This is a genomic window from Oleiphilus sp. HI0043, from assembly GCF_001634935.1.
This window is the reverse complement of record NZ_LWEY01001059.1, coordinates 1-311: the sequence shown is the minus strand read 5'-3', so window position 1 is coordinate 311 and position 311 is coordinate 1. Positions and strand designations below refer to the sequence as shown.

The 311-nt window shown below is 41.8% G+C and carries 1 protein-coding gene; it reads left to right on the top strand.

The genetic code is table 11. The annotated features are described in order from the left end of the window. A partial coding sequence (locus tag A3729_RS11735; RefSeq protein WP_197475811.1) for a phosphate-starvation-inducible PsiE family protein occupies positions 1-185 on the top strand: 185 nt, incomplete at its 5' end. Positions 186-311 lie beyond the last annotated feature (126 nt).

The window sequence follows — 311 nt, the reverse complement described above, 5'->3', positions numbered from 1 at the left end:
TACGTGATGATGTGATTCATGTAAAGATTGTGATGGCTACTGCCCTAATGGCGGTAGCGCGAAAGGTGATTATTCTGGATTACAAAGAGGTTCAACCAGAGTATGTTTATGCCACCGCAGTACTAGTCTTCGCGATGAGTGTGGGATACTGGGTAGTTCATAAACTACCTGAAAAATCACAGTAGATCATTGACTCTAACTATCCTGAGCGGAGGGGTAAATTCGTATAGTTATTTTGTGACCTGATTTTTAAAGGTGTTTTCGTGGAGAGAGGATACGGTGTCTTGATTAAAGGTTTTGTTGCAGCGTCA